The sequence below is a fragment of the Haladaptatus sp. AB643 genome, from assembly GCF_024136975.1.
Classification (GTDB): Archaea; Halobacteriota; Halobacteria; order Halobacteriales; family Haladaptataceae; genus Haladaptatus.
On record NZ_JAMYJW010000011.1, the window covers coordinates 65,966 to 89,098 of the forward strand.

The 23,133-nt window shown below is 62.1% G+C and carries 23 protein-coding genes; 22 read left to right on the forward strand and 1 reads right to left on the reverse strand.

Annotation, left to right across the window (positions count from 1 at the left end; genetic code table 11):
• Positions 1-27: 27 nt before the first annotated feature.
• From NKF25_RS18875 to NKF25_RS18950, 16 genes are all read left to right on the forward strand, one after another.
• Positions 28-1,782, forward strand: a complete 1,755-nt coding sequence (locus tag NKF25_RS18875) for a flippase activity-associated protein Agl23 (protein ID WP_253228191.1) — start codon at positions 28-30, stop codon at positions 1,780-1,782.
• 83 nt (positions 1,783-1,865) lie between these two features.
• Positions 1,866-3,035, forward strand: coding sequence for a 5-(carboxyamino)imidazole ribonucleotide synthase (locus NKF25_RS18880; protein WP_253228192.1), 1,170 nt, complete (start codon positions 1,866-1,868; stop codon positions 3,033-3,035).
• Positions 3,032-3,652: a 5-(carboxyamino)imidazole ribonucleotide mutase gene (purE, locus tag NKF25_RS18885; RefSeq protein WP_253228193.1), complete on the forward strand. Its 621-nt coding sequence runs from the start codon at positions 3,032-3,034 to the stop codon at positions 3,650-3,652. The genes NKF25_RS18880 and purE overlap by 4 nt, the downstream gene beginning before the upstream one ends.
• Before the next feature lie 188 nt (positions 3,653-3,840).
• Entirely contained in the window at positions 3,841-4,248 is a 408-nt protein-coding gene (locus NKF25_RS18890; protein ID WP_066143326.1) for an NADH-quinone oxidoreductase subunit A, read from the forward strand.
• A complete protein-coding gene (locus NKF25_RS18895) occupies positions 4,245-4,949 on the forward strand; it encodes an NADH-quinone oxidoreductase subunit B (protein WP_253228194.1) in 705 nt (234 codons plus the stop codon). The genes NKF25_RS18890 and NKF25_RS18895 overlap by 4 nt, the downstream gene beginning before the upstream one ends.
• Entirely contained in the window at positions 4,946-6,610 is a 1,665-nt protein-coding gene (locus NKF25_RS18900) for an NADH-quinone oxidoreductase subunit D (RefSeq protein ID WP_253228195.1), read from the forward strand. The genes NKF25_RS18895 and NKF25_RS18900 overlap by 4 nt, the downstream gene beginning before the upstream one ends.
• Positions 6,607-7,692, forward strand: a complete 1,086-nt coding sequence (locus NKF25_RS18905; protein WP_253228196.1) for a complex I subunit 1 family protein — start codon at positions 6,607-6,609, stop codon at positions 7,690-7,692. Before NKF25_RS18900 ends, NKF25_RS18905 begins: the two co-directional genes overlap by 4 nt.
• Complete coding sequence (locus tag NKF25_RS18910; RefSeq protein WP_066143333.1) at positions 7,689-8,150, forward strand: NADH-quinone oxidoreductase subunit I; 462 nt, start codon at positions 7,689-7,691, stop codon at positions 8,148-8,150. The genes NKF25_RS18905 and NKF25_RS18910 overlap by 4 nt, the downstream gene beginning before the upstream one ends.
• Before the next feature lie 55 nt (positions 8,151-8,205).
• Positions 8,206-8,472, forward strand: coding sequence for an NADH-quinone oxidoreductase subunit J (locus tag NKF25_RS18915; protein ID WP_253228197.1), 267 nt, complete (start codon positions 8,206-8,208; stop codon positions 8,470-8,472).
• Complete coding sequence (locus tag NKF25_RS18920; protein WP_253228198.1) at positions 8,469-8,837, forward strand: proton-conducting membrane transporter; 369 nt, start codon at positions 8,469-8,471, stop codon at positions 8,835-8,837. The genes NKF25_RS18915 and NKF25_RS18920 overlap by 4 nt, the downstream gene beginning before the upstream one ends.
• On the forward strand, positions 8,837-9,145 hold the full coding sequence (gene nuoK / locus NKF25_RS18925; protein ID WP_066143339.1) for an NADH-quinone oxidoreductase subunit NuoK: 309 nt from the start codon (positions 8,837-8,839) through the stop codon (positions 9,143-9,145). The genes NKF25_RS18920 and nuoK overlap by 1 nt, the downstream gene beginning before the upstream one ends.
• Before the next feature lies 1 nt (position 9,146).
• On the forward strand, positions 9,147-11,177 hold the full coding sequence (gene nuoL, locus NKF25_RS18930; protein ID WP_253228199.1) for an NADH-quinone oxidoreductase subunit L: 2,031 nt from the start codon (positions 9,147-9,149) through the stop codon (positions 11,175-11,177).
• Positions 11,178-12,731: an NADH-quinone oxidoreductase subunit M gene (locus NKF25_RS18935; protein ID WP_253228200.1), complete on the forward strand. Its 1,554-nt coding sequence runs from the start codon at positions 11,178-11,180 to the stop codon at positions 12,729-12,731.
• Positions 12,731-14,218, forward strand: coding sequence for an NADH-quinone oxidoreductase subunit N (locus tag NKF25_RS18940; protein WP_253228201.1), 1,488 nt, complete (start codon positions 12,731-12,733; stop codon positions 14,216-14,218). Before NKF25_RS18935 ends, NKF25_RS18940 begins: the two co-directional genes overlap by 1 nt.
• 199 nt (positions 14,219-14,417) lie before the next feature.
• Positions 14,418-15,905, forward strand: a complete 1,488-nt coding sequence (locus NKF25_RS18945; protein WP_253228202.1) for a DHH family phosphoesterase — start codon at positions 14,418-14,420, stop codon at positions 15,903-15,905.
• A 144-nt stretch (positions 15,906-16,049) separates the two neighbouring features.
• Positions 16,050-16,802, forward strand: coding sequence for a CBS domain-containing protein (locus NKF25_RS18950; protein ID WP_253228299.1), 753 nt, complete (start codon positions 16,050-16,052; stop codon positions 16,800-16,802).
• Here NKF25_RS18950 and NKF25_RS18955 read toward each other — a convergent pair whose 3' ends face one another.
• Positions 16,803-17,660: a winged helix-turn-helix domain-containing protein gene (locus tag NKF25_RS18955; protein WP_253228203.1), complete on the reverse strand. Its 858-nt coding sequence runs from the start codon at positions 17,658-17,660 to the stop codon at positions 16,803-16,805. It abuts the gene before it with no gap.
• Between the two features lie 102 nt (positions 17,661-17,762).
• On the opposite strand from NKF25_RS18955, the gene NKF25_RS18960 reads away from it, so the two are divergent.
• From NKF25_RS18960 to NKF25_RS18985, 6 genes are all read left to right on the forward strand, one after another.
• A complete protein-coding gene (locus NKF25_RS18960) occupies positions 17,763-18,815 on the forward strand; it encodes an ABC transporter ATP-binding protein (protein WP_253228204.1) in 1,053 nt (350 codons plus the stop codon).
• On the forward strand, positions 18,812-19,645 hold the full coding sequence (locus NKF25_RS18965; protein WP_253228205.1) for an ABC transporter permease: 834 nt from the start codon (positions 18,812-18,814) through the stop codon (positions 19,643-19,645). The genes NKF25_RS18960 and NKF25_RS18965 overlap by 4 nt, the downstream gene beginning before the upstream one ends.
• 90 nt (positions 19,646-19,735) lie before the next feature.
• Positions 19,736-20,176, forward strand: a complete 441-nt coding sequence (locus tag NKF25_RS18970) for a hypothetical protein (protein ID WP_253228206.1) — start codon at positions 19,736-19,738, stop codon at positions 20,174-20,176.
• Between the two features lie 97 nt (positions 20,177-20,273).
• Entirely contained in the window at positions 20,274-21,974 is a 1,701-nt protein-coding gene (locus tag NKF25_RS18975) for a methylmalonyl-CoA mutase family protein (RefSeq protein ID WP_253228207.1), read from the forward strand.
• 60 nt (positions 21,975-22,034) lie between these two features.
• Positions 22,035-22,214 carry a hypothetical protein gene (locus tag NKF25_RS18980; RefSeq protein ID WP_253228208.1) on the forward strand — a complete coding sequence of 60 codons (180 nt, stop codon included), beginning with the start codon at positions 22,035-22,037 and terminating at the stop codon, positions 22,212-22,214.
• A 56-nt stretch (positions 22,215-22,270) separates the two neighbouring features.
• Complete coding sequence (locus tag NKF25_RS18985) at positions 22,271-23,098, forward strand: molybdopterin-binding protein (RefSeq protein WP_253228209.1); 828 nt, start codon at positions 22,271-22,273, stop codon at positions 23,096-23,098.
• Positions 23,099-23,133: the final 35 nt, after the last annotated feature.

The following is a 23,133-nucleotide window of genomic DNA, read 5'->3' on the forward strand; positions in this document are numbered from 1 at the left end:
ATCCCCGCTCTGTCTTGAGGCAAAACAATGAGTTCAGGCGAACACCCGCTGACCGGGTGGACGGCCCGAAATCGGGGTTTCGCTTTCATCTGTGCCATCACGGTGCTGGCGCTGGCGCTCCGGCTTGTCGGTCTCGGCACCCGGTTCGCCCATTGGGACGAAGCCCGCGTCGGCTACTGGATACTCCGCTTTCAGGAGACCGGCGTCTGGAATTACTATCCGCCGATTCACGGACCCTTTTTCCCGCAGGTGAACAGCGTCCTGTTCGAACTGTTCGGCGCGAGCGACTTCGTGGCGCGACTGCCGGTGGCACTCGTCACCGGACTGGTACCGCTGGCCGCGTGGCTCTACCGCGACCATCTCAGCGACTCCGAGATGGTGGCGTTCGCGTTCTTCCTCGCCGTGAATCCCGTCGTCCTCTACTACTCCCGTGTCATGCGGTACGACGTGTTGCTCGCGGCGTTCATGGTATTCGCGCTCGGTTTCTACCTCCGCGCACAGGCGACCGGGAAGGCACGGTACCTCTACGCCGGAACCGCGGCGTTGGCGCTCGGCTTCACGACGAAGGAAAACGCCATTCTGTACGTCCTCGCGTGGCTCGGAGCGCTCGTCCTGCTGTTCGACCACCGACTGCTCCTCTCCCGGAATCACGACCGGGAATGGACCGAGACGTTCGTCGAGACGACCAAAGAAACCGGTCGGGGGCTCCTTCGATTCGCTCCGCACATCCTCGTTGCGCTGGTGGAGTTCTTCGTCATCATCGTCTACTTCTACGCGCCCCGGACGAACGGAACCGGCGGGCCGGGGTTGTGGAAGGCGTTCGGACAGCCGTCGATGTTCGGTGCGGTCGTCGGGGAGGCAACGCTCGGGACGTGGGACAAGTTCACCGGACAGTGGGTGACGAGTCAGGGGCACGCCTACCTTCCCTATCTTCAGCACTTCATCACGGTACTCGAACAGGGCGCAATCGTGGTCGTCCTCCTCTCCGTCGTCGGTTTTATCGCGGCGCGATACGTCGACGACCGCCCCCGCGACCTCGTCTCGTTCGCGTTCTATTGGGGCGTAGTGAGCATCCTCGGCTACCCGCTCGTGACCGACATCCAGGCCGGGTGGGTGACGGTGCACGCCATCGTCCCGCTCATGATTCCCGCGGCCGTCGGCGCGGGGGTCATCTATCGCTGGGGGATGGAGGCGTACGAGGACGACGACCGGGTCGGAACGACCGCGACGAGCGTCATATCCCTCGTTCTCGTCGTACTGATCCTCTTTCCGGCGACGACCGTCGTCTACATGCACCCCCAAGACCCCGACACGCCGAGCGTGTTCGGCGGACAGCGCCACAACGACATCGTCCAGTGGGGACAACCGGCCGCCGGTATCAAACCGACGATGGAAAAGGTACAGCAGGTGTCGAAGGCGAACGAAGGAGGGACCGACGTCCTGTACTACGGTTACGTGGACGATCAGAGTAACTACGTGTTCTACGTCCCGGACGAGACCAGCAACGACGGCCCACCACCGGCCGCGAGCGGCTGGTACAACCGCCTCCCGCTACCGTGGTACACCGAGATGGCGAACGCGAGCGTCGATAGCACGCTGGACAACGAGAGCCTGAAGACCCGACAGCCGCCGGTCGTCATCACCCGAACCTCACGCGAAGGGGACGTGGCGAAGTATCTCGACGGCTATCGTGCGTATCGACACGACCTGACGCTCTGGGGTGCTCCGACGACGATTTACATCAAGAAGAGCGCACTTCGGAAGGCGAACCAGGCGGAATAGTCCGAGATACGTTGCACGTTTGTGCGTATTTCTCGTCCAAGTTGGCAAATCTTATGCACCCACAGGGATAGCTTTCGGGCAACATGGTTACGGCATCACCGCTTACCCTTGGCGTCGTCGGCGGCGGCCAGCTCGGCCGGATGCTCGCGGAAGCGGCATCCCCGCTCGGCGTCGAACTGATCGTCCTCGATCCGACACCCGACTGCCCGGCGTCGCTCGTCGCCCGCGACCAGATCGTCGGCGACTTCGACGACGAGGACGCGATTCGAGAACTCGCGGAGCGAAGCGACGCGTTGACGTTCGAAATCGAACTCGCCGACCCCGACGTGCTCGAAGCCGTGAGCGACGAGTTCGACGTCCCGGTCCACCCGGACCCGGCGACGCTCCGCACCATTCAGGACAAACTCGTCCAGAAGCGCGCGCTGCAGGACAGGGGCATTCCGGTCCCGGACTTCCGCCAAGTCGATTCCCGCGAGGACCTGCTCGAAGCGGGCGAGGAGTTCGGCTATCCGATGATGTTGAAGGCCCGCCGCGGCGGCTACGACGGGCGCGGTAACGTCCCCGTAGAGGACGAGGACGACGTGGACAACGCGATGTCGCAAGTCTCGGGCGAACTGATGGTCGAGGAGTTCGTCCCCTTCGAGCGCGAACTCTCCGTTATCGCCGTGAAGGGCGACGACGGGGTGGCGACGTTCCCCGTCGGGGAAAACGTCCACGAGGACGAAATCCTTCGACAAACCGTCGTCCCCGCGCGCACGTCAGACGAGGTTCGAGAACGCGCGGAGGAAGTCGCACGGGAAGTGCTCTCGGCGCTCTCCGGGAGAGGGACGTACGGAATCGAGTTGTTTGAGAGGGAAGATGGAAAAATTTCGGTGAACGAAATTGCCCCGCGCCCGCACAACTCCGGACACTACACCATCGAAGGCGCGCTCACCTCGCAGTTCGAACAGCACGCCCGCGGCGTGCTGGGGTACCCGCTCGGGGCGACGACGCTCCGCGGTTCCATCGTGATGTCGAACATTTTGGGCGACGTGGACGAACCCGAACCCGCCGACCTCTCGGGCGTCGAAGGCGTGCTTTCGACCCCCGGCGCGTCGTTCCACTGGTACGGCAAGCACGACGTGCGACCACTCCGGAAGATGGGACACGTCACGCTCGTCGGCGACGACGACCCGGCGACGGTCGACGAACCGACGCTCACCGACCTACACGGTGACGCAAAAGACCTCACCGACTCACTCACGTTCCAATGACCACCGCAGAATCAGTCACGAGCCTCATCGAACAGTTCGAAGCCGAAGCGAACCGCGACCGGCCGACGGAGGAAACCCCCGAAATCGGAATCGTCATGGGAAGCGACTCCGACCTGGACGTGATGTCGGGGGCGTACGACGCGCTCACGGAACTCGGTTTCGAGGAAGTGACCGACAACGAGAACCCGCCGGACGCTCGATTCACGTTCGAAACGTACGTCGTTTCGGCCCACCGCACGCCAGAGTTGATGTACAGTTACGCGAAGACGGCCGAAGCACGTGGATTGGACGTCATCATCGCCGGGGCGGGCGGGAAGTCGGCCGACCTCCCGAACATGACGGCGTCGCTCGCGTACCCGATTCCCGTCGTCGGGGTTCCCGTCCAGGAAAAGTCGGTGTCGTCGGTCATCGGGATGCCGACCGGCGCGCCCATCGTCGCTGTGGACGCCGGTAAGTCGTTCAACGCTGCGCTCTCGGCGGCACAGATTCTCTCTCGAGAACATGACGAGTTGCGGAAAAGACTTGTCACGTACCACGACGAGTTACAGACCGACGTCGGGAACGTCTCCCGTCGTCTCCACGAGGAAGGAACGGATTCGTTCCGTAACGAACAATAATATATAATTTTATATACTAGTATCCCCATTGGTACAGTTCAATTCTCTATGGGAACGGGGGACGTTATCGAAGAGAAAGCGTTAGTTGCCCGAATACCGGCGAGAGAGGGGTTTCAGGCCCAGAATCCCAAGAATCAACGCTTATAGGTGTGGGCTCACAAATTACCACTTGCTAGGAGAAATCGGTAATGAATCCATGGGTAGCCATCGGCGCGTTGGCGCTGGTGGGGATTGCGATACCATCTAGTATGATGATGATATCGAGTCTCCTCAGACCAACAGTGCCCGAACAGGGAAAATCCGCCACCTACGAGAGCGGTGAAATTCCAACCGGGACGACGCGCATTCGGTTCAACATTCAATACTATATGGTTGCGCTGTTGTTCGTCGTCTTCGACATCGAGACGGTCCTCATCTTCCCTTGGACCGTCATCTATCGCAACGCTATCGACAGCGGCGTCGGCCTTGCGACGGTGCTCGTCCCGATGTTGGCATTCATCGCGGTTCTCGTCGTCGGCCTCGCGTGGGCTTGGCGTAACGGTGCGGTGCGGTGGGTTCGTAGCCCCCGCGGAACGAGACAGGGTATGGAACAATGAGTAACGAACCACGGGAGTACATTCAGGGTAGTACAGCACCCCAGACGAAGACCCAAGACGCTCGGATGGGCACGGGGGTCGACGATCGTTTCAACTCGAAGCTTCGGGAGGCGTTCGGCGCGTCACCATTCATTCTCACGAAGTTCGACAAGTTCATGAACTGGGTTCGGGGGTCGTCCATGTTCATGCTGCAGTTCGGCATCGCCTGCTGTAGCATCGAGATGATGCACACCTACGCCGTGAAACACGACTTGGACCGATTCGGTTCCGGCGTCCCGCGTGCATCGCCGCGACAGGCCGACGTGATGATCGTTCCCGGGACCATCGTCTCGAAGTTCGCGCCGCGGATGAAGCGCGTCTACGACCAGATGCCCGAACCGAAGTTCGTCGTGAACATGGGGTCGTGTTCGATCAGTGGCGGCCCGTTTCAGGAGGGCTACAACGTCATCAAGGGTGCGGAGGAGGTCATTCCGGTCGACATCCACGTCCCCGGATGCCCGCCGCGCCCGGAAGCGCTCGTCTACGGTGTCGTGAAACTCCAAGAGAGCATCGCGCACGGTGAATCGAACCCGGTGACTGTCAAGCCGTACGAACTGGAACAGTTCGGCGACTTGGAGCGCGACGAGTTGGTACAGTCGCTCGCGGACGAAATCGACGAGGACTCGCTCGTCATGCGCTACAACTGGGCTGATTCGCCATGAGTTCCCAGGAGGAAGTCGAATCGGGAGCGGAAGAGTCCGCGTCCCCCGGAGACGAACTCGCCGAATTGCTCGGCGATCACGTCATCGGGCGCGAACAGCACCTCAATGCGCCCGGATTCGTGGTCCGACCGGACGAAGTGCAGGAAGTCTTGACCATACTGCGCGACGAGGCCGGATTCGACCATCTCTCGAACGTCACGGCGCAGGATTACGAGGACCGGTACGAGAGCATCTACCACCTCAAACAGTACGACGATCCGACGCAGGAGGTAAGCGTCGTCGTTCCGACGCCATGGGACGCCCCGAAGAGCCAGACGGCCGAACCGGTCTACCGGACCGCCGACTGGCACGAACGGGAAGCGTACGACCTCATCGGCATCGAGTACGAGGGACATCCGGATCTGCGACGCATCCTTCTCCCCGAGACGTGGCAGGGTCACCCCCTGGCGAAGAACTACGATCAGGACCGACCACAGATCGTCCCGTTCGAGGAGCACAAAAATCCGCTTGAGGACGACCGCTACGATGCGGAGTCGGACACGATGCTCCTCAACATCGGACCGCACCACCCGGCGACACACGGCGTATTGCACCTGGAAACGGTGCTCGACGGGGAACAGGTGGCGGACGTCGAACCGGACATCGGCTATCTCCACCGCTGCGAGGAACAGATGGCCCAAAACGGTACGTACCGCCACCAGATCATGCCGTATCCCGACCGCTGGGACTACGGTTCCTCCGGACTGCTCAACGAGTGGGCCTACGCCCGCGTGGCGGAGGACCTGAACGACATCGACGTCCCCGAGTACGCGCAGATAATCCGGACGATGGGTGCCGAACTGTGCCGCATCGCATCCCACATGCTGGCACTGGGGACGTTCTGTCTCGACATCTACGGCGACTTCACTGCGATCTTCATGTACGCGATGCGCGACCGGGAACTCGCCCAGAACATCCTGGAGGACCTGACCGGTCAGCGCATGATGTTCAACTACTTCCGCCTCGGCGGCGTCGTCTGGGACATTCCCGAACCACGGGAGGAGTTCTTCGACGAGACTCGGGATTTCCTCGACGGGCTTCCGTCGGCGCTCGACGAGTACCACGACCTCATCACCGACAACGAGTTGCTCCAAATTCGGACCGTCGGCACCGGCGTCCTCGAACCCGAGGTCGCAAAACAGTACGGCGTCACGGGACCCGTCGCTCGGGGGTCAGGGATCGACTACGACCTGCGCCGCGACGACCCGTATGGCTACTACGACCAACTCGAATGGGACGTCGTGACCGAGGACGGCTGTGACAACTACTCGCGCCTGTTGGTTCGAATGCGCGAGGTCGAACAGTCGGCGAAGATAATCGAGCAGTGTCTCGACCTGCTCGAAGACTGGCCCGAGGACGAGCGCGAGATTCAGTCGAACGTCCCCCGGACGCTCAAACCGGACGCGGACACCGAGACCTACCGCGCCGTCGAAGGTGCGAAGGGTGAACTCGGGATTTACATCCGCTCGGACGGGTCGGACAAGCCCGGCCGATTCAAGATTCGGAGTCCGTGTTTCAGTAACCTGTCCGCGCTCGGCGAGATGTCCGAAGGGGAGTACGTCCCCGACCTCGTCGCGACCCTCGGTAGCCTCGACATCATTCTCGGGGAGGTCGATCGATGATTCCCGGCCTCACGAATATGGCGCTCTTCCCCGATGAGATCGCCCACGCGATCGGTGGCAACAACCCCAGTGCGCCGATAGAACTACTTTCGGCGCTCATCGCGGCGGCCGTTATCGGCACCATCATGCTGACGATGACGGCGTTCGCGGGGCCGTGGGCCAAGCGGAAGATCACCGCCGCGTTCACGGACCGCATCGCGGTCAATCGCCTCGGACCGGCCGGCGTACTGATCATCATCCCCGATGCAGTGCGACTGTTGTCGAAGGAACTCATCATTCCGGACGGTGCGGACCGTCCGGCCTACGACATCGCTCCGATGGTGATGGCGGGGTCGGCGTTGCTCGGTTTTGCGGTCATTCCGATGGGTCATATTTTCGGTCTCAATCTGCAACTCGCCGATCCCGAGATCGGGTTGGCATACGTGTTCGCGGTCGCCTCCCTTGCGACGCTCGGATTGACGATGGGTGGCTACGCGTCGAACAACAAGTTCTCGCTGCTCGGGGGACTCCGTGCGGTGGCACAGAACATCGCGTACGAGATTCCCCTCGTCGTGACGGCGGCCTCCGTTGTCATCTTCGCGGGATCGCTTCGGACGAGTCAGATCGTCGCGGCTCAGCAGACCACCCTGCTCAGCATCGGCGGGTTCCACGTTCCCTCGTGGTACGCGTTCGTGAACCCGTTCGCGTTCGTGTTGTTCCTCATCGCGAACCTGGCCGAGGTCGGACGGAACCCGTTCGACCTACCCGAGGCACCGACGGAGATCGTCGCCGGATACATGACCGAGTATTCGAGCGTCTACTTCGTGCTGTTTTACCTCGGAGAGTTCCTGCACATCTTCCTCGGTGGGGCCATCATCGCCACCGTCTTCCTCGGCGGCCCGGACGGCCCCGCACAGCACTGGCTCGGTTTCGTCTGGTTCACGATCAAGATCTGGGCCGTGTTCCTGTTCACGCAGTGGGCACGCTCGGCGATTCCGCGCGTCCGTATCGACCAACTCATCGAGATCGGCTGGAAGGGCATGCTCGTCCTTTCGTTCGCTAACTTGGTGCTCACGGCAGTTATCGTAGGGGTGACACTATGATTGGAGTTCTCAAATCGATGGCAACCACGATGAAGCACGCATTGGGCGGGACGACGTTCACGGTCGAATATCCCGACGTCGCTCCCGAAGTAAGCCCACGCTTCCGTGGGATTCACAAGTTCAGCCAGGAGCGCTGTATCTGGTGTCGCCAGTGTGAAAACGTCTGTCCGAACGATACGATTCAGATCGTGCAGGACGACAAGCGTAACGGCGAACAGTACAACCTCCACGTCGGCCAGTGCATCTACTGCCGACTGTGCGAGGAAGTGTGCCCCGTCGATGCCATCCTGCTCACGCAGAACTTCGAGTTCACGGGTGACACGAAGAGCGAACTGGTGTACAACAAAGAACAGCTGAGAAACGTTCCTTGGTACAAGGATATCGACCCCCTCGAATCGCGCGAACCCGACCGGAGCGCATGGATCGGGGAGGGCGAAGGAGCGGTCGACTACAACTGAAACGCCCGTCTCGAAATCTTAAAAGGGCGTTTACGCAAACCCAAAGGTGACTCAAATGGCATATGAAATGATCGCGTTCGCGCTGTTCGCCATCCTCACGGTGGCGAGTAGCATGGGCGCTGTCCTGGTTCAGGACGTGTGGCATTCGGCGCTCTTGCTCGGCGTTTCGCTGCTGAGCTTCGCCATCCACTACGTTATGTTACAGGCGGAGTTCGTTGCTGCGATGCAGATTCTCGTCTACGTCGGCGGGGTTCTCATCCTGATAACGTTCGCCGTCATGCTCACACGTCGTTCAAGTACAGAGGAGGTGACTAACGCATGACATCACGGCCACGAATGCGCGACCCGAGTACGATGCTTCCCGGCCTCGTCGCGGTTGCGCTGTTCGTCGTTCTCGCCGTCGTGTTCCTCGGTGCGTCGTTCGGCGACGCACGCGGCTTCGCAAGCGGGGCCAACATCACGGCGAGCATCGGCTATTCGATGTTCAATATCGGCACCGTCGGCGGGGAGACCCTCGTCCACGGCGAGGGATTCCTCGCCGCGTTCGAGGTTATCGATCTCGTGCTCGTCGCGGCGCTGGTGGGCGCGGTCATGCTCGCCAGCCGCGAGGACAGTGGCATACTCACGACCGCCACCTCGGCGCTTCGAACCGACGGCGGCCGGACGAAAGGAGGTGACGAGGAATAATGGCAGCAGTACCTGTCCAATACTACCTCCTGCTTTCGGCGGCCGTGTTCTGCACGGGGTTGTTCGGCATCCTCACCCGGAAGAACGCGATGATGTTCCTCATCAGCGTCGAGTTGATGCTCAACGCGGCGAACATCAACCTCGTCGCGTTCTCCCACTACTACGGCAACGTGACCGGCCAGACGTTCAGCCTGTTCACGTTGGCGCTCGCGGCCGCGGAGGTCGCGGTCGGGATCGGCATCATCCTCGTACTGTATCGTAACTTCAACGACGTGGACGTGACCCAAGCGACGACGATGAGGTGGTAAAATGACGGCAACAGCATTCCAACTGGCACCCGTCATCGCACTCCTGCCGTTCATCTCGTTCCTGATAGCGATGCTCGGCGGCGAGTTCGCCCGCAAGATGCTGCCGAAAGGCGGCGCGATTCCGGGTATCATCGCGACCGGCGGGTCGCTTCTCCTGTCGCTGTGGGCGTTTCTCACGGTGAGCGGCGGAAACACCTACCACGAGATGATCACGTGGGTGCCGGGTGACGCGTACGATACCTTCACCTTCCACTTCGGTATCTTCATCGACCCGCTGTCGGCGTTGATGCTCGTCATCGTCTCGCTCATCGCGTTCCTCGTCCACATCTTCAGTCTGGGGTACATGAACGACGAGGGCGAGATCGGACTGCCGCGCTACTACGCCGGCCTCGGACTGTTCGCCTTCAGCATGCTTGCGTTCGTCTTCTCGGACAACCTGCTGATGTCGTTCATGTTCTTCGAACTCGTCGGGTTCTGTTCGTACCTGCTCATCGGGTTCTGGTTCCGCGAACAGGGACCGCCGAGCGCCGCGAAGAAGGCGTTCCTCATGACGCGTTTCGGGGACTACTTCTTCTTCATCGGCGTGGTGGCCGTGTTCGCCACCTTCGGCACGGCCCAGTTCGCTGGAAGCAACTCGTTCGCGCACATGGCCGACCAGGCCATGTCGGGGAGCGGAAACGCGACCCTCCTCTTCGGTCTCGATCCGAAGACGTGGTTCTCGATCATCGGTCTCCTCGTGTTGGGCGGCGTGCTCGGGAAATCCGCACAGTTCCCACTCCACACGTGGCTTCCCGACGCGATGGAAGGCCCGACGCCCGTCTCCGCGCTGATCCACGCCGCGACCATGGTCGCGGCGGGTGTGTATCTCGTCGCGCGGATGTACGGCTTCTACGCCCTGCTCCCGCAGGTGCTCGCCATCATCGCATTCATCGGTGGCTTCACGGCGCTGTTCGCGGCGACGATGGGCGTCGTCAAACAGGAACTCAAACAGGTGCTCGCGTACTCCACCATCTCCCAGTACGGGTATATGATGCTCGCGCTGGGGTCGGGTGGGTACGTCGCGGCGACCTTCCACCTGATGACCCACGCCTTCTTCAAGGCGCTCCTGTTCCTCGGAGCAGGGTCGGTCATCATCGCCATGCACCACAACGAGAACATGTGGGACATGGGCGGTCTCAAAGACCGAATGCCCGTCACGTACTGGACGTTCCTCGCCGGGTCACTCGCACTCGCGGGCATCGTCCCATTCGCCGGGTTCTGGTCGAAGGACGAGGTGCTCTACGAGGCGCTCGTCCACGGCATGGGCGGCAACCCGCTGTTGCTCGTCGCGTACGCGATGGGTCTCATCGCCGTGTTCTTCACCGGGTTCTACACCTTCCGGATGGTCTTCTTGACCTTCCACGGCGAACCGCGGACCGACACGGCGCGTGACCCCAAGGGCGTGGGTTGGAACGTGAAGTTCCCTCTCATCGTCCTCGGCATCCTCGCGACGGTCGGCGGCCTCGTCAACATGGGACCGGTCGCGAACCTGCTCGACGCGTCGAACATCGAGTTCTTACACGCATGGCTCGACGGACCGGTCGCCTCGACCAGCGTCCATCACTACGAGGAACTCATCAACGCCACGTACGGCGAACCGGCGTCGTTCTCGTCGCTGATTTCGAGCCTCGTGTCGCTCGCGTTCGCGCTCGCCGGCCTCGCGCTCGCGTGGGCGCTCTACAACGTTCCCGAACCCGTCGAGCACACGGACAAGTTGGGCAGCGCGAAGACGCTGCTGTTCAACAACTACTACCAGGACGAGTATCAGGTCTGGCTCGCGACCGGAATCACGCTTCCGGTGGCACGCGCAGTGGACAAGTTCGACCAGGGCGTCATCGACGGCGTGGTCAACGGCGTCTCCAGCGTGAGCCTGTTCGGCGGCAGTCGAGTGAAGCGGGTACAGGACGGCATCGTGACGAACTACGCGCTCATGTTGGTGCTCTCGTTCGTCATCCTGCTTCTCATCCTCGGCTTCACCGGAGGTTGGTTTTAGATGATAGTCGAAGCACTTCTCGCGGTAACGTTGGTCAGCGCGTTCGCGACCTTCCTCGCACCGGACAAGGTCGCAGGGAAACTCGCGTTCGTGCTGAGTCTGCTCCCGGCCGCCGGGAGCATCTGGATGTACAGTGCCTTCGATGGCAGCGGTAACGCCCTGTTGGGCGGGACGCTCGCCTTCGAAGAGACGTTCAAGTGGGTTTCGTTCGGCCAATACGCGCTGAACTGGCACGTCGGACTCGACGGCATCAGCATGCCGCTGTTGCTGTTGACGACGATTCTCACGCCGCTTGCGATTCTATCGGCGTGGACGCCGATTCAGTCCCGTGAGAGCCAGTTCTACGGCCTGATGCTGTTCACCGAAGTGTGTCTCATCGGCCTCTTCTCGGCGCTCGACTTCTTCGTTTGGTTCGTCTTCTGGGAACTCGTGTTGGTCCCGATGTACCTGCTCATCGGCGTGTGGGGCGGCCCACGGCGCAAGTACGCGGCGATCAAGTTCTTCGTCTACACGAACGTCGGATCGCTGCTGATGTTCATCGGGTTCATCGGCCTCGTCTTCGGACTGGGCGACTCCATCCACTCCCTCAGCATGCCCGCCATCGCGCAGGCGCTGAACAGCGGACAGTTGGGAAGCCTCGGCGGCATCGCCCCGAGCACGCTGAAGACGCTGGCGTTCTTCGCCATCTTCATCGGATTCGGTGTGAAGGTGGCCGTCATTCCGCTCCACACGTGGTTGCCGGACACCTACGCCGAAGCGCCGACGCCGGTCGTCATCATGCTGTCCAGTCTGCTCCTGAAGATGGGGACGTACGCGCTGTTGCGCTTCAACTTCACCATGCTTCCGGACGTGGCGAAACAGTACGCGTTCATCATCGCCCTCGTGGCCGTCGTCACCGTCATCTACGGTGCGCTGCTCGCGCTGGCACAGTCCGATTTGAAGCGGATCGTGGCGTACTCCTCCATCTCGTCGACGGGGTACATCGTTCTCGGACTGGTCGCGTTCACGATGTACGGCATCGGCGGCGCGACCCTCCAGATGGTCGCCCACGGCCTCATCTCGGGACTGATGTTCATGGCCGTCGGCGTCATCTACAACAAGACTGGGACCCGGATGGTCTCGGACATGTCCGGGTTGGCCGACGAGATGCCGATCACTGTCACCCTGTTCGTCGCGGGTGCGTTCGGCTACATGGGCCTGCCGTTGATGGCCGGTTTCACGGCGGAATTCTTCATCTTCGTCGGGTCCTTCCACTCCACCGTTCTCGCGGGAACCGTGGCGGGGACCAACGGCCTCGCACTGTTCACTGCGGTGGCGATGTTCGGCATCGTCATCGTGGCCGGTTATCTGCTGTTCGCGATGCAACAGACCCTCTTCGGGCCGTTCAAGCTCGAAAACGGCACGGAGGTCAGCCGTGCGTCGTTCCACGACGTCGCACCGCTCGTCGTGCTCGTCCTGCTCATCATCCTGCTCGGTGTGCAACCGAACATCCTCTATCAGATGATTCAGGACGCCGTGGGTAAGATGGCGCTCGTCACGGGAGGTGGGTTCTGATGGCGTTCGCGTTGCCCGACTGGGCTGCACTCGCACCCGCCATCGTCCTCGCCCTGACGGCGCTGTTGTTGCTCGTCGTGGACAGTGTTCACCCACACACGTCGGACAGACCGCTTCTCGCGGGTATCTCGACGGTCGGTTCGGTCGTCGCTGGCGGCCTCGCGCTGTGGTTCATCACCGCCGGAACCGGCGACGACCCGGTTCATCTCTACGGCAACGCGCTGGTCGTCGATACGATGAGCCTGTTCTTCGTGGTCATCTTCACCAGCGTCACCGCGCTGGTCTCCATCGCGAGCTACGACTATCTGCAGGACAACCCGTATCAGGCGGAGTACTACACGCTGGTCGTCCTCGCGGCGACCGGAATGGCGCTGATGGCGAGTTCGAACAGCCTCGCCATGGTGTTCATCAGCCTCGAACTGGCCAGTCTCCCGTCCTACGCGCTCGTCGCAGTCCTGAAGAAGAACCGCGGCAGCGTCGAAGCGGGTCTCAAGTACTTCCTCATCGGGGCGCTCTCGTCGGCAATCTTCGCCTACGGCATCAGTCTGGTGTACGGCGTCACCGGCCACCTGCAACTGAACGCGGTTGCGACCGCACTCGGAAGCGGTTTCGACGGCATGAGCGGCATCCTCGGCATCGGCGTGCTGATGGTGCTCGCCGGGTTCGGGTTCAAGACGGCGTCCGTTCCGTTCCACTTCTGGGCACCGGACGCGTACGAAGGCGCACCCGCACCGATTTCGGGCTTCCTCTCGTCGGCCTCGAAGGCCGCCGGGTTCGTCGTCGCCTTCCGCGTGTTCCTCACTGCGTTCCCGTTCGCGGCAGTTTCGGGAACGGTCGACTGGGTGCTGGCCTTCCAGATTCTCGCCGTCATCACGATGACGCTCGGGAACTTCGCGGCCGCCACGCAGGACAAGGTCAAGCGGATGCTCGCGTACTCCTCGGTCGGACAGGCGGGCTACGTGCTCATCGGCCTCGCCGCCCTCTACGGCGGCAACAACGACGGTGTGCTGAGCGGTGCGATGTTGCAACTGTTCGTCTACGGCTTCATGAACACGGGTGCGTTCCTGTTCATCGCGCTGGCCGAACAGTGGGGCGTCGGCAAGACGTTCGAGGATTACAACGGACTGGCGGAGAAGGCTCCGATGGCCTGTCTCGCCATGACGGTGTTCCTGTTCAACCTCGCCGGTCTTCCGGTCGGCGCTGGCTTCCTGAGCAAGTACTTCCTGTTCGGTGCCGCGGTCGGTGCCGGATTCTGGTGGCTCACCGCCATCGCCGCCGCGAACAGCGCGCTGTCGGTGTTCTACTATAGCCGTGTCGTGAAGGCGATGTGGATCGAGGACCCGGACGACGAGTTCACGATTCGAAGCAGGCCGACCGGCCTCTACGTGGCGATTCTCGCCGCGGCGGTCGTCACGGTCGTATTGCTCTTCGCGTTCGGTCCGCTCTCCCACGTGGCTCACAACGCCGCCGCCACCCTTCTCGCCTGAACGGTCGCGTTTGGGCTCGAATTTGGGTTTGCGTTTTCTTCCGATTCGCCGTATTTGGTCCGTTTTCGTGACTTCGAGGCGATCGACGCCGATTCAAATTTCCCGGAATAGAACGTCTTTACGTCCATTATTCGGTACAATCAGTGCCTGAACGGATTCCCAACAAGTTTTAGGTGTCAGACTCTGAATCGGGGATAAGATGGTTTCGCGGCTCATGCTCGGCTGTGGTTCCGTCGGGCATGCCATCGTTGACTCGGTGGCCGACTGGTCCGGTGCTCTCGTCGTCGTCGATGAGAGCGAGAGTAGAGTCGAAACGCTCCGCACGGAGGGCGTCTCGGCCACCCGTGGTGACCCGACGGACCGCGAAACGGTCGCAGGGAGGCCACACGTTGATATCGCCTTCGTCTGCGGCGACGACCCGGAGAGAAATCGGGAGGCCGCACGGGTGGTACGGGAGGTACATCCGGACGCTTATCTCGTCTCGTACGCGGGTTCCCGTCCCTCCGAAGAGGTTCAAACGGAACTCGACGAGTTGTCGGACACGTTCATCGACCCCGGTCGGGCGCTCGTGGAACATCTGCTCCCGCTGACCGACGCCGACACCGCGTTTCGAACGCACGAACTCCAGCGCACACTTCGGGACATCGACGGCAAACTCGGGATTTTCATGCACGACAACCCCGACCCGGACGCCATCGCCAGCGCGGTTGCACTGGAGGGGATGGCCGAATCCGTCGGAACCGAAGCGGAAACCTGTTACTACGGGGCGATTTCCCATCAGGAGAACCGTGCGTTCGTCAACCTGCTCGATCTGAACCTCAGAAATCTGGAGGAAGGTGCGGACCTCTCCGAGTTCGCCGGACTCGCGCTGGTGGACCACTCCAGTCCGGGCGTCAACGACCAACTTCCAGAGGAGACGCCCATCGATATCGTCATCGATCACCATCCGCCGAACCACCCTGTCGAAGCGCGGTTCGTGGACCTGCGAAGCGGTGTCGGTGCGACGAGTTCGCTGCTCGCTGACCACTTGGAACAACTCGGAATTCACCCCAACGAACGGGTTGCGACGGGCCTGTTGTACGGAATCCGCGTGGACACGAAGGACTTCACCCGCGAGGTGTCCGAGGCGGACTTCGAGGCGGCGGCGTTCCTGCTCCCACACGCCGACACGAGCATCCTGGAACGCGTCGAGACACCGTCCATCAGCACCGATACGTTCGAGACGATTTCACGGGCGATCCGAAACCGGGAACTCGACGGAACGGTGCTGGCCAGTTGCGTCGGGTCGCTTTCGGACCGTGATGCGCTCGCGCAGGCAGCGGACCGGTTGCTCAACATGGACGGCGTGACCGTCACGCTCGTGTTCGGCTTCATGGACGGTACGGTGTACGTCTCCGCACGCGCGCGTGGGACCGACGTCGACCTCGGCGAGACGATGCGGGCGGCGTTCGGTCAGATCGGAAGCGCAGGCGGGCACGCCGACATGGCCGGTGCACAGATCCCGCTGGGCTTGCTCGGGGAAGTGGAGGACGACGAGGAGGAGTCGCTTTCGACCATCGTCGGCGAAATCATCACCGACCGGTTCTTCGAGACGGTTCGCTCTCGACCGGGGCCGGGGGATTTCGAAACCGACCGCGAACGGGTCGCGGCGTTCGACATTCAGCTCGCGGAGAACGACGAGAGCTGACGTCGGGAGGTTTTTCCCTCGGGGGGGGCGTCGATACTCTGCATGGACGAGACCGAGGAGGAAACGGAAAGTCGCACGTCCTCCAACGTCGGTATTGCGCCCGACGGCGGAACTGAGGGCCTCAAAGCGAAGGTCAAGGAGTACATGACTCGCGACGTAGCGACGGTCTCCCCCGATGCGACCGTCGAGGAAGTCGCTCGGCGGATCGCCGAAAGCGACGGGCACAACGGATTTCCGGTCTGTGACGGACGGCGTGTCGAGGGATTCGTCAGCGCCCGCGACCTGTTGCTCGCCGACGAAAAGGAACCCATTTTCAAGGTGATGACGCAGGAACTCATCGTCGCACACCCGGACATGGTGGTCAACGACGCCGCGCGCGTCATCCTCCGCTCGGGCATTCAAAAACTCCCGGTCGTGGACGACGCGGGTAACCTCGTCGGCATCATCACCAACACGGACTTCATCCGCAGTCAGATCGAGCGCGTGACGCCGGAGAAGGTCGGCAAACTCATGCGAACGCTCGAATCCATCCACGACACCGAAGTGACCCAGCGACGGCGAAAGGTACGGCTCGCCGACCTCGTGCCGACACAGGGGAAGGTGTACGCAGACGAGCTAGAAGGACGCGTGTACGAGATGGAACGCGGACTGGCTGAACCGCTCGTCGTCATCGAAAACGGTCACACGCTCCTGCTGGCGGACGGCCACCACCGGGCGAAGGCCGCGGACCGACTCGACATCGAGGAGATGGACGCCTACGTCATCATCACCGACCACCGGGTCGAACTCGGGATGGCCGAGACGGCGCGCAAGGAAGGGCTCGAAAGCATCGACGACATCCAAGTCGTCGATTACGCCCGCCATCCGCTGATGGAGACGACGAAACGGCTGCAGTAATCACTCTACATCCACGACGTTCAGCTCCTCGTCGAGCGTGAGCGTCGGTGCGTCCTCCTCCGGTCCGACTTCGATACGAATTCGGTACGGCTCCTCCGAGACGACGTCCGTCTGAGCCTCGCTGCGAACGAAATCGAACGAGAGAAACGGGACTTCCCGCACGTCGATTCCCTGTTCGTAAAAGTACGAGACGATAGCGGGATGGCGGATGACCGAACTTTCGACTGGCAAGTGCATTCGCATCCAACAGGAATCACAGTCGATTCGTGTGACGAGGCTGTCGCCGTCCGTCCAGTGAGGTTTCTCCACGGACATCGACCCGCTACAGAGAAAACACGTCCCATCGACCGCCTTCTGAATGTGGTGTTGTGACTCCACGTTGGCGAACGCGACGATTTCCGAAACCGATCGGTTCGCGGCGGCCTGCGGCGGAACGCTCGTTTGGAATACCATGTCGTGTTCGTCACATTCGGTTCGCACGAGACCGTTCTCGTAGATGCCCGTCAGCGGGCGTTCGCACTGGGGACACGTGTGTTCGAGCGTCGCTGACCGCGACTCCGTTCGTTCGGTGAACGCCCCTTCCCGTATCGCTCCGACGAGTTTGAGTGCGGCGTATCGAGGATAGTACTTCCCGTCGCGTTTGACGACGAATCGATCTCGGAGTTTCGAGAGATGATAGTTGAACTGTCCAGCATCGGAAACGCCAACCGCTCGCCTGAGTTCCGCAAACGAAGGGCCGTCAGTTCCTTCGATACTTGCCTCCTCCGCGAGCGCCTCGACGATGGCGACTCGCGTCTCGTCGGCGAACAGCGCGAACGCCTCTGCCGGTGGGAGCGACTCGGAATCGTCGTCGGTCACGGTTCACGGTTTTCGATCTTCTCGCATAACATTTTCGTGTCAGAAATAATGCTGAAAGGCCGTTCTGGAAACGATTATATTGTCATCACAACAGGAAGACGTATGAGCATCGAATCGCCCCGAACGGAGTCGAAAGCCGACGAGGCGACGGGAGCGAACGGAGAAGCGGCAACGGGAACGACAGAGGGCGAGACGGAATCCATCCTCCGCGTCGAAAACCTGCAGAAACGATACGGGGACGGGGCGGATGCGGTCACTGCCGTTGACGGCGTCTCGTTCGACGTGGAGCGGGGTTCCGTCGTCGGACTGCTCGGTCCGAACGGGGCAGGGAAGACGACGACCATCAAATCGATCCTCGGACTGATCATTCCCTCCGGCGGTCGGGTGATCGTCGACGGTATCGACGTACACGCCGACACGAAGCGCGCATATCGTCACGTCGGCGCGATGCTGGAGGGCGCACGCAACGTTTACTGGCGACTGACCGTCCGGGAGAATTTGGAGTTCTTCGCGGCGCTGGCCGGGCAACGTCCCGCCGATACCCGCGAGCGTCACGACCAACTCCTCGACCAGTTCGACCTCTCGGACAAGGCCGACACCGCGGTTCGGGAACTATCCCGCGGGATGAAACAGAAGGTGTCGCTCGCCTGCACGCTGGCCCGCGACGTGGACGTCGTCTTCCTTGACGAACCGACCCTCGGGTTGGACGTCGAGAGTTCGCTCGAACTGCGGGCCGAACTCCGCAATCTGGCCGACGAAACGGGGACGACCGTCCTCCTTTCGAGCCACGACATGGATGTCATCGAAGACATCTGCGACCGCGTCATCATCATGAGCGACGGTCACGTCGTCGCCGACGACAGCCCCGACAACCTGCTCGATCTATTCCACACACAGGCCTACGCGGTGCAGGTGGCGAGCGAGATTTCCGCTGCGACGCGTCGCCATCTCGAAGACGCGTTCGACGCGACGGAGTTCGAACGGCAGGCCGACCGCGAGCGGTTCGTCGTCTCCGTAACGGGCGACGAATTCTACGAGTTGGCCGACTGCCTCCGCGAGAACGGTCTCACGGTCGCGTCGATGGCGTCCGTCGAACCCGATCTGGAGGACGTGTTCCTCAGCATCACCGACGACACAGGAGGTGAGGGCGCGTGAGCTACGGGTCCGAAGGGTCGAACGCGGCGTCGGATTCGGACGTCGCCGGGGTGCTGACGCTCTTCGCGGCCGTCCTCCGCAAGCGCGTGCTTCTCTTGGTTCGCTATCCGATGAACACGCTCGCACAGATCGTGACCGTCTACCTCTTCTTCGCCGTTATCTTCTTCGGCGGGAAGGCGGCCGCCGGGAGCATCGGCGCTGCGAGCGCACTCTCCGGCACGTTCGGGGGTCTCATCGTCGGGTGGTTCCTGTGGACGATGGCGCTGGCGGCGTACTTCAGCCTCGCAACGAGCATCACCCGCGAGGCACAGTGGGGCACGCTCGAACAGTTGTACATGTCCCCGTACGGATTCGGGGCGGTGATGGTGTCGAGCGTCGTCGCGTACCTCCTCGAAAGCATGCTGTGGGGCGCGATCATCCTCCCGCTGATGCTCGTGACGACCGGGCAGCACCTCGCCGTCGATCTGCTGACCGTCGTTCCCATCGTCGTCCTGACGCTGCTTCCCGTGGTCGGCATCGGGTTCGTCTTCGCCGGACTCGCGCTGTTGTACAAGCGCATCGAAAACGTCTCGCAGTTGATGCAGTTCGTCCTCATCGGCCTCATCGCGGCCCCCGTGGCCGACTTCGAACCGCTTCGCTACCTCCCACTGGTGCAGGGAAGCGCGATGCTTCAGCGAGCGATGCAGAACGGGGTCCGTCTGTGGCAGTTTCCCGCGACCGACCTCGCTATCCTCGTCGCCGCCGCGGTCGGTTACTGTCTGTTCGGCTTCTACGTCTTCACGCTGGCCGCGCGCCGCGCTCGACGACAGGGCGTGTTGGGCCACTACTGACCGTTCCCCCTTCCTGCCGACACATCGTTCCCACCGTTCCGTCACGTCATCGTCGACAGGTACAACTCCTCTCGCTCCCCACCGAAATTCATGCCCGGCGAGAGCGACGACCCGAGGGCCATCCGTGCCGTCGCGGTCCACGCCGACGACGTGGTGACCGCGCTCGAAGCCACCGAGCGCGGCCGGGAGGCGGTGCTCCGGATCACGGCCCCGTTCGCCGGACGGGTGCGCGCCCGTCTCCACGTCGTACAGGCGACGGAACCGGCGGACGACGGCCACGGCGGTCCTGCTCCGATTCGAATCCCACCGCGAAAGCTCGTGACGGCGGACGCGCCACCGTATCCACGGGTCGATGATACCGACCCAAGTATGGACGATTCTTCGCCCGAGTACGACGTGGAAGCCCACCACGAGCGCCACGCGGCGGCGGTAGACGGGTGGCGCGAGGACGTTCGTGGGTGCTTCGTCGATTCGGTGGCGTTGACGACGGAAACCGGACCGCATCGCGTTCGCGTCTCCGTTCTCGGGTGAGGACTCATCTGGGGCGACGTCGTCGAGAACGACCCTCCTCACGTCGCACGAATCGCTCACCGAATCCTTAATGAATTCCCCGGCAGAAATTACGACCATGTACGACGAGGATGACCTGCGGGAGATCCGGCAGGGAAAAGAGGAGTGGGAGGAGGATACTCGTTCTCCTGTATTGGAGCGGTTCGGCGAGCGGAAGGAGCGGTTCGCGACCGTCTCGAACCTCGAAGTCGAGGACCTGTACGACCCGACTGACGTGGGCGACATCGACTACGAGGAGGAGTTGGGCTACCCCGGCGAGGACCCCTACACGCGCGGCGTCTACCCGACGATGTACCGCGGTCGGACGTGGACCATGCGCCAGTTCGCCGGGTTCGGGACGGCCGAGGAGACCAACGACCGGTTCCACTACCTCATCGAGAACGGCCAGACCGGCCTCTCGACTGCCTTCGACATGCCGAGCCTGATGGGCAAGGATTCGGACGACCCGCTATCGGACGGGGAGGTCGGCAAGGAGGGCGTGGCGGTGGACACCCTCCGCGACATGGAAATCCTCTTCGACGGCATCGACCTGGATGAAGTTTCGACCAGTTTCACCATCAACCCGAGTGCGCCCGTCATCTTCGCAATGTACGTCGCGCTGGCCGACCGGCAGGGCGTCCCGCGCGACGAGATTCGCGGCACGTTCCAGAACGACATGCTGAAGGAGTTCATTGCGCAGAAGGAGTGGGTCATCCCGCCGGAACCGTCGCTCCACACCGTCACCGACACCGTCGAGTTCGCGGTGGAGGAGACGCCGAACATCAAACCCATCTCGATTTCGGGCTACCACATCCGCGAGGCCGGTTCGACGGCGGTGCAGGAACTCGCCTTCACCCTCGCCGACGGGTTCGCCTACGTGGAGGACGCGATGGAGCGCGGGTTGGACGTCGACGAGTTCGCGCCCCAACTCTCCTTTTTCTTCAACTCGCACAACTCCATCTTCGAGGAGGTGGCGAAGTTCCGGGCCGCCCGTCGCATCTACTCGACCGTGATGGACGAGTGGTACGGCGCGGAGTCCGAAAAGTCGAAACAGCTCAAGTTCCACACCCAGACGGCCGGGCAGTCGTTGACCGCCCAACAACCGCTGAACAACATCGTCCGCGTGACGATCCAGGCGCTGGCTGGCGTCCTCGGTGGCACCCAGAGCCTCCACACGAACAGCTTCGACGAGGCGCTGGCGCTCCCGAGCGAGCAGGCGGTCCGCGTCGCCCTGCGAACCCAGCAGATCATCGCCGAGGAGAGCGGCGCGGCGGACATCATCGACCCGCTCGGCGGCAGTTTCGCCGTCGAGTCGCTGACCGAAGAGGTGGAGGAAAAAACGATGGCCTACATCGAGGAGATCAAGGAGATGGGCGACGGTTCGGTGCGAGACGGCGTCCTCGAAGGCATCGACCGCGGCTACTTCCACCGCGAGATTCAGGAGGCCTCCTACGAGTACCAGGAGCGCGTCGAGGACGGCGAGGAGATCGTCGTCGGCGTCAACAAGTACGACATCGAGGAGGACACGAAACCGGATATCCTGCAGGTGGACGAGGAGACCCAGAACCGCCAACTCGCCCGATTGGAGGAGGTCAAGGAGGAGCGCGACGACGGCGCCGTCGAAGCGGCGCTCGACGACCTCCAAGACGCCATCGACGACGACGAAAACGTCATGCCAGCCATCGTTGACGCGGTGAAGGAGTACGCCACGATGGGCGAGATCATGGACGTGTTCGAAGCCGAACACGGCGCGTATCAGGAGAAGATCGGGCTGGCCTGAGACGCGGTACGAGCGAATCGATCCCGGAAGGTTCATTTTATGTAGATTTGTCGTGATATCATGGACGTTGATGAGCTCTTGATGCCGATCATCGGACTCCAATGCACGCTGCTCGCCATTTTCTTCGTCGTCGCGTTTCCCCATACACTGTGGGTGTGGCTCTCCTTTCTCCTCCTTGTCATCGGGACGGTGTTCACGATAGGATGGGCAGTCGCACCACGGGATTCCGACGGAGCGTAGTTTCGACCCTGTTCGGCGGGACGATTTTTATCCATCGAGTGCCATAGGTCGAACCCATGGAAGTCGCGATTCTCACGGTCGGCGACGAAATCCTCGCGGGGGACACGGTGAACACGAACGCGACGTGGTTGGCGGCGGAGATCCACGACAGGGGTGGGTCGGTTCGCCGAATCATGACCGTTCCCGACGACGTCGAAATCATCGTGGACCGGGTCCGCGAGTGGCACGAATCGTTCGACGCCGTCATCGTCACCGGCGGTCTCGGCGGAACACCTGACGACGTGACGATGGACGCAGTGGCGATGGCGCTCGACCGAGAACCAGTCCTCGACACGGAGGTGCGGGACGCTCTCAGGGAGAAAACACGGAAATTCGTCGAGGAAAACCCCGAGTTGACCGACGAGTACGAACTCGACCTGAGTGCCGACGAGGCGGCCGAGCTTCCGAAGGGTGGCCGACCGCTCGTGACTGACGCGGGGTGGGCACCCGGCTGTGCGGTGGCGAACGTCTACGTCTTCCCGGGCATCCCGCGCGAGATGAAGGCCATGTTCGAACTCGTCGCGGACGAGTTCGGCGGCGACGTTGTCTCCGAAACGATGTACACGCCCGCGCCCGAGGGCGCACTCGGCGGGACGCTCGAAACGGCACGGGACCGGTTCGACGTCGCCATCGGAAGCTATCCGGGCCGGGACGACGACCCCGGACGCCTGAAAGTGACTTCGACGGACGACGACGAGGTTGCCGCCGCTGCCGCGTGGTTGCGAGCAAATATCGAGATGGTGACATCCACGACGAATCCGGATGAGGTGGCCGATGAAGGGGGAGTATTGGACGACGAAAACGGTGGAAAATCGAGCGAAGCGACAGAGTCGAAGCGACAGTAGTTTTCATCGTATTTCGAAGCCTGAATTTTACTTTC